This is a genomic window from Pirellulales bacterium (assembly GCA_019694455.1).
In the GTDB taxonomy this organism is placed as follows: Bacteria; Planctomycetota; Planctomycetia; order Pirellulales; family JAEUIK01; genus JAIBBY01.
In genome coordinates this window covers 1-6959 of the sequence record JAIBBY010000105.1, presented here as the reverse complement: position 1 = coordinate 6959, position 6959 = coordinate 1, and the positions used below count along the sequence as shown (strand labels likewise).

Sequence of the window (6959 nt, the reverse complement as noted above, 5' to 3'; positions counted from 1 at the left end):
AGGTCGCCGCCATGCTGACGCCATCCGCCTCCTGGGGAATCAAACCCGTGTTGCCGGTCAGTTCCATCACGGTCGGCAGCCAATCTTCAAACCCGCAGACGCGATCGCTGACGGCGCCGGCCGCGATTTTGCCCGGCCAGCGCACAACTAGCGGCACGCGCAGGCCCCCTTCGTAGATGCTTCCTTTGCGTCCGCGCAGGTCCCCCGCGGATTGAAAGAAATCGGTGTCCACGCCCCCCGTGCCGTTGACGGCGGGTCCGTTGTCGCTCGCAAAGACGACCAGCGTCCGGTCGCTCAATTGCAACTCGTCTAGTAGTTGCAGCAGTTGCCCCACCTGTTCGTCGAGTCGCGACACCATGGCGGCATAGCAGGCGCGCGGCGCGATCTGCGGCAAATATCCCTTGTCGCCCCGATAAGGGGTCTCGGGGAATTTCCCCTGGTACTCGGCCAGCGCGTCGGCCGGGACCTGCAATGCCAGGTGCGGAATCGTCGACGGAAAGAACAAGAAAAATGGCTGCTCTCGATGGCGCTTCACAAAAGCGATCGCCTCGCTCAGGATGCGATCGGGCGCGTAAGTGTCGCCGACATAACGCGTATAGAGCGACGGGTCGGCCAGGTCGAGATCGGCCGACAAGGGAGGCTGATGGGCAGAAAACTCCGGGTTCTCCAGTGTGACTTCACGGTCGTTGTCCCACAACTGCGTGGGATAATAGTTGTGCGCCACCCCCTGACAGTTGAAGCCAAAAAAGCGGTCCACCCCTTGCCGCTGCGGCGCGCCGCTCGTTTCCGGGCCCCCCAGCCCCCATTTGCCAAACACCCCCGTCGCGTAGCCCGCCTGCTTCAGCAGCTCGGGCAAAAACACCGCCTCATCCGGCATGGGGTATTGTCCCGGCTCTCGCGGCACGCGCTGCCGGTTGTCGCGAATGAACGCGTGGCCGCTGTGTAAACCGGTCATCAGCACGCAGCGCGACGGCGCGCACACCGGGCTGCCGCTGTAGTGGTGCGTAAAACGCATTCCCTCGAGCGCCAGCCGATCGATGTTGGGGGTGCGAATCCGCGTCTGCCCGTAGCAGCCTAGGTCTCCCCAGCCCAGATCGTCGGCCAGGATGAACACGATGTTCGGCGCCGCCGCCAGCGACACTTCACGGCGACAGGCAACCCCGCCGACCACGACCACGCAAATGGCCATTGCTAGTAAGCTACGGCGGCAGGTGTGCCTGCGCATGGAGTACCCTATTGGTGGTGATGTGCCGCCGCCGGCAAAGCACGCGTACTTCGCTCACACCGCGGCGGTTGCCGGCGCGGCCGGCACCGGAAACTGATCGCACAGTTCGCGAATCTCTCCCCGCACCCGCGCCGCCAGTTTTTCGTCGTTGGGCGAACGCAATACTTCCAGCATCCAGCCGCCGATCCGCTGCATCTCGGCGGTGCCCATGCCCCGCGTGGTCAAGGCGGGCGTGCCAATCCGAATGCCCGAGGGATCCATCGGCTTGCGCTCGTCGTACGGAATCAGGTTTTTGTTCACGGTGATCGCGCAGCGGCCCAGCGCCTCCTCGGCCAGCTTGCCGGTCAGCCCAAGCGAGGTCATATCGGCCAGCATCAGGTGATTGTCGGTGCCGCCGCTGGCCAGCTTCACGCCGCCAGCCAGTAGCGCATCGGCCAGGGCGCGGGCGTTCTCGATGATCTGCCGCGCGTACTGCTTGAAGTCGGGCCGCAGCGCCTCGCCAAAGCAAATCGCCTTGGCCGCCACAATGTGCATCAGCGGCCCCCCTTGGATGCCGGGGAAGAGGTTGCGGTCGATATCCTTGGCGTACTCGCCTCTGGACAGCACCAAACCCGAGCGCGGCCCGCGCAACGTCTTGTGCGTGGTCGTGGTCACAAAGTCGGCCACCGGCACCGGGTTGTCGTGCAAACCGGCCGCCACCAGCCCCGCGTAGTGCGCCATGTCGACAAACAACTTGGCGCCCACCTCGCGCGCGATCTCGGCAAAACGGCCATGCGGAATCTCGCGCGGGTACGCGCTGGCCCCGGCCACGATCAGCTTGGGCTTGTGCTCGCGCGCCAGTCGCGCCACCTGATCGAAGTCGATGCGATTGGTGTCGCGCGTCACCCCGTAGTTGAAAAAGTGATACAGCCGACCCGAGATGTTCAGCTTCATGCCGTGCGTCAGGTGGCCGCCGTGCGCCAGGTCGAGCCCCAGCACCACATCGCCCGGCTCCAGCGCGGTCAGGTACACCGTCATGTTGGCCTGGCTGCCCGAGTGCGGTTGCACGTTGGCATGTTCGGCGCCAAAAAGCTGCTTGGCGCGATCGCGGGCCAGGTCTTCGGCCACGTCCACACATTCGCAGCCGCCATAGTAGCGGCGGCCCGGATATCCCTCGGCGTATTTGTTCGTCAGCACGCTCCCCGCCGCTTGCATGATGGCCGGGCTCACGTAGTTCTCGCTGGCGATCATCTCCAGCCCGTCTTGTTGCCGCTCCTGCTCGCCCGCGATAGCGGCCCACACCTGCGGGTCTTCTTCCTTAATCCAATTCATCCGCGACCAATCCCTTCTCCTTCATGGCTGGCCAATCTCAATCGTCAGCGCGCCTTGGTTATCCGCAAGTTTGGCGGGCGAGTCGTTGATCTTCAAGTAGACCACGCCCCCTTTTGATGGGCGAATGCGCATGCCGGCGCCAACGGCCACCGGCGCCAGGAACAATTTGTCGCCGTCGGCGCCCGCCTCGTCAGGCCGAATCGCCATCAACAGCATCCCCAGCGGACGCCCGCGATAGTAGTGAATCGACACCCCTTGCGCCTCGCTGATCCAAGGCCGCGGCTCTTGCGCCACGCTGAATTGCCCGCTCGCGCGTAGCTCATACGTCTGGCCGGGCGCCAGCCGTATTCCGGTCGATTGCCAGCCGCGATCGGCGGCGATGGTGACTTGTTCTTTTCCAGTAGTCGTTAGCGCCGCCGGCGGATCAAAGAAGATTGCGGCCCGCTGCAAGTCGTAGCCGTAGTCGATCTGATCGGCGAACAGGCTCCATTCCAAATCGAGTTCGGGCCGCTCGGCGGCATAGACCGCTTCAAATCGTTCGTCAAAACCGGCGTGCGCCGCCATGCGCCCCAATTTACGAAACGCCTGTTGATACCGCGGATGACCATCGAGAAACGCCGCCAGCGCCCAGGTCCAAGCGTAGCCCAGATTGGTGCGATCCCCGCCGGGCTGGATCGCCATGACCTGACCAATGTCGAGTCGCTTGCCGGCGGCCACGGCGTCCTGCACCAATCGAACGCGTCCCCACAGCGGCACGGCGTCGCGGTCGGTCGGAAACCAGCGCGTTTGCAACTTGCCGTCGACGATGCGATGCGTCGCCAGATGCTCGGCGATCCCTTCCATGTACCACGGCGGCCCGCATCCGCCGAGCAGCGTGTTCATGAACGAATGCGCCCCTTCGTGCAACAGCAGGTGCCGGCGATAGTAATCCGACTCCTGATCGTATAGCCAGAACTGATGGTCGATCGAATAACCGTGATCGAACGTCGGCAACCGGTCCGGCAGTAGCTTAGCCCGGTCAAACACGTTGCGGTCTTTGATCAAGTGGCCCGTGAGCCGCCACCCTTCCAGTCGATCTGGCTCCACGCCAAAATAGTCGACCCATTGCGGCACGGCCTGATCGAACAGCCTTGGCAACCGCTCAATCTCGTCGCTGGTCGGCAGGTCGGTGATCAGCGTCAAATAGCGCCCCTCGATGCGCCGCAGGCCGTCGCCGGTCGCCGGTTCGGCGCCAACAGCAACCAGGCAGCGCAGGGCGCAGACCAACAGCGCGCCGGCAACTGCCGTTCGCGCGATGCGCCTTTTCGAATTGGCATGGCCCATGCTCATGCTTCCAACATAGGTGGCCAGCGGCGCGAACGCGATGCGATCATTTGCCGTGAGGTCAAAATAGACCGCCAAGCGCCGTCAACTTAGGAGCTTTATGACGCGGCCGCCGTCCATCCATGCCCCCCCTTCAAGGAACGCCGAATTCGCCGTGCGCGGGGCTATAATGACGCGACTTGTTGACGCAACGACCTCAGATGCGCCCCCGCGGCGCGTTTCACCTCGGAGCCCCACGGCATGAAACGGGTGCACATCGTCGGCCGCAAAAACAGCGGCAAGACGACGCTCATTGTCGACCTGGTACGGCAACTGCGCGCCAGCGGGCTGCGCGTCGGCACGATTAAGCACACCCATCATCGCCACGAGTTGGACGTGCCGGGCAAGGACTCGCATCGTCATCGCGAGGCGGGCGCCGAAACCGTGGCCATTTTGTCGCCAGCGCTGACGGCGGTCTATTTCGACAACGATGGCGACCGCGGACCGGCCGGCTATGCCACCATCGATCACGCCTTCGCCGATTGCGATATTGTGCTCGTCGAAGGCGATCTGTCGGCCAGCGCGCCGCAGGTCGAGGTGTGGCGCAAAGAATGTGTCGAACCACCCTACGCCAGTGAGCGAGCGGCGATCAGCGCCGTTGTGACCGACGACCCGGCGCCGGGCATCGCCCATGTGTGGCCGCGCAGCGATGTGCCGGCCTTGGCCAAGCGGCTGTTGGAACTGGTTCGCGCGAGCGGAGCCCCTTAGCGGCTAAGCGGCCTCTTGATCCCCGTTGGCATCATTGGCCAGCGCCAGCTTGAGCCCCCGCCACGCTAACAAGCAGCAGCGTTGGCGGGTTGCGGTGAGGCGCGGTCCAAATAGCTCGAGCATGGCGGCGCTGCTGAACGTCGCCGCTTCTTGGACCGTCTTGCCGATGAGCTGTTCCAGCAGCATCGACGCGGCGGCCTGGCTGACGCAGCATCCATCCCCCTTGAATCGGGCGTCACGAATGCGTTCGTCGGCGTCGACTTCCAGTTCGATGGTGATGCGATCGCCGCATAGCGGATTTTCCACGCTGAACGCGTGCGTCTTGTGTTCGCATGCGCCGCAGTGGCGCGGATTTTCGTAATGATCGAGAATGCGTTCTTGATAGATCTCGTTATCCATGTGCTTTCCCCCGGTGACTTGTGGGGCGCTCACCCAATCCATTCCTTTTTGCCGAGCTCTTCCATTCCCGGCGCGATGTCCGGCAGCGGCGCGCCGCGCGACTGGCAGCCTTGCAGCACGCCCAGCCGCAAGCGATTGCGAAAACTCGCTGCTTCGCCCTGCGACAACACCTCGACCGCTCTGGGCAACACATGAATGCCTCGCGCAATAAGCTCCATGGCGCCTTCGCCCGCCTGCAGGCAGGTTCGCATCGGTTCTTCTTCGCTCAAGCTCCGCAATCGAGCGAGCGCCTCATCCAGGCCAAGTTGGTCCACCGCAAGTTGAAACAACTCGTTCATCACCTCGCGGTATGCTGCGCTGAAATCCTCGTCCAACTCGCTGGCCAGTCGATCCATGCCGACCGGCAAGCTCTCCAATCGTTCCATGACATCGCGCATGAAGTCCCCCGCCAACGCAAAGCCGTGTTGTGGGCAGATCAGTTCCACCGCCGGCCGCAATGCCCGAATCTGCCGTATCGCGTAGGCGACGCACTCGCGGCCCGGCATGTAAATCTGATGAAAGATCGCGATGCCGGGCCAATCACGCTCTTCGGCGAATAGTTGCAGCCGCTCCGGCTCGTTCAGACCGCCGAACAGATCGCCCGAAAACAGCGTTCGCGTTTCCAGGTCGTAGAAGGCCATGGCGCCGCGAAAATGGCAGAACGGCGTTGGCACGGCCAAGATGCGATTTCCACCGGGCAGCTTGATCGAGTGGCCGCCGTGTCGCCCCGGAAAATGCAGTTGTTGCGGCCGCGCGCCGAGGTGCTGCACCAGGCGCCAAGCGTCTTCCGAAACGAGGCCAACCAGTTGATCGCTTTCGCTGGCCAGCGCCGTCAGGTTGCCTACCACGTCGGGGTCTTGGTGGTTGAGGCTGAATAATCGCAGCGCCGCTAGCGTGCCGAGATGCGTCAGCAAATTCTCGCGCACCACGTCGTAGTCGAGGCGCGATCCGGGATCGACGCACCAGTGCAACGGCTCCGCGCGTCCGCCACGAAAGGTGCGCAGGTACGTGTTGCATTGCAACAAGGTGTGGGGGTTGCGCCGGCCCACCATGAACAGGTCGTCATGCACCTTGAGCCCGCCGGGAAGGGGATCGCCCCCCTTCCCGTCCGCGCTATTCGTCGCTTGACGGCGGCGTTCCATGTTGGCGCTCCGCACAATCGCGTCGATCCAGGCTCGCCATGCCGGCTAGGAGCTCAGCTCGGCTTGCCGCGCAAGCGCCCGCGGGAACAACACGTTGTTCTCTTTGTGGATATGGCTGCGCATGTCGACTTCAAAATGCGCCAGTCGCTCGTAGAGCGTCCGAAAACTAGTGCAGGCGTCCTCCGGAGCGACGTACCCATTGGTCAATTGCCGCATGCGGCCCATCGCCACCGACGTCGTGTCGTGTTCCATTTCCATCATGCCGATCGGATTGCCAATGCTGCCGCAGTGAAACATCGGCAAGTCGCTTGCTCGTTCCAATTGGCGAATCATCGGAAACAGCACGCGCTCTTCCTTGAACATGTGCGGAACCAACTCCGATTCCAGTAGTTCGAACGCGCGCTGCACCCCCACTAACTCCGGATGGACGTCTTTCCGCCGATCCACCACTTTCGTCAATAGCTGCTGCAAGAACGGCAACTCCGCGCGCAGGTACGCATGGTGCGTCTGCTCGATGTGGTCGCATAGCTCCGTCATCGACATCGCCGCCGGATCGATCGCCGAAGTCTGGTCGAGCGCTTCGCGGGCATGCAACTGATCCAGCACCGAACCGATTTGCAGGCCGCGCGTGGCGCAGGCCGCGTCAAGCGTTTGCTTGCCGCCGCAGCAGTAATCGAGTCCCAGTCGCTCGAAGACATCGGCGTAGCAAGGATGCTCCGCCACCAGTTCGCCCAAACGCTTTTCAGATTCAACAACGCTCATGATGCGCTCCT

At 63.3% G+C, this 6959-nt stretch carries 7 protein-coding genes; 1 reads left to right on the top strand and 6 read right to left on the bottom strand.

Annotation, left to right across the window (positions count from 1 at the left end):
- From K1X71_20815 to K1X71_20805, 3 genes are all read right to left on the bottom strand, one after another.
- On the bottom strand, window positions 1-1189 hold a 1189-nt coding region (locus K1X71_20815), incomplete at its 3' end, for an arylsulfatase (GenBank protein ID MBX7075591.1).
- Window positions 1190-1279: 90 nt separating this feature from the next.
- Window positions 1280-2536 (bottom strand): serine hydroxymethyltransferase, encoded by a 1257-nt coding sequence (locus K1X71_20810; GenBank protein MBX7075590.1) that lies wholly within the window; start codon window positions 2534-2536, stop codon window positions 1280-1282.
- Window positions 2537-2557: 21 nt separating this feature from the next.
- Entirely contained in the window at window positions 2558-3859 is a 1302-nt protein-coding gene (locus K1X71_20805; protein ID MBX7075589.1) for a hypothetical protein, read from the bottom strand.
- Window positions 3860-4099: 240 nt separating this feature from the next.
- Here K1X71_20805 and mobB point away from each other — a divergent pair, with 240 nt between their 5' ends.
- Window positions 4100-4606: a molybdopterin-guanine dinucleotide biosynthesis protein B gene (gene mobB / locus K1X71_20800; GenBank protein MBX7075588.1), complete on the top strand. Its 507-nt coding sequence runs from the start codon at window positions 4100-4102 to the stop codon at window positions 4604-4606.
- Between the two features lie 3 nt (window positions 4607-4609).
- Here mobB and K1X71_20795 read toward each other — a convergent pair whose 3' ends face one another.
- The 3 genes from K1X71_20795 to ric form a co-directional block, all read right to left on the bottom strand.
- A complete protein-coding gene (locus tag K1X71_20795; GenBank protein MBX7075587.1) occupies window positions 4610-5005 on the bottom strand; it encodes an SUF system NifU family Fe-S cluster assembly protein in 396 nt (131 codons plus the stop codon).
- A 29-nt stretch (window positions 5006-5034) separates the two neighbouring features.
- Window positions 5035-6186 (bottom strand): hypothetical protein, encoded by a 1152-nt coding sequence (locus tag K1X71_20790; protein ID MBX7075586.1) that lies wholly within the window; start codon window positions 6184-6186, stop codon window positions 5035-5037.
- A 45-nt stretch (window positions 6187-6231) separates the two neighbouring features.
- Window positions 6232-6959 (bottom strand): iron-sulfur cluster repair di-iron protein (gene ric / locus K1X71_20785; protein ID MBX7075585.1); only part of this gene is annotated, 728 nt, incomplete at its 5' end.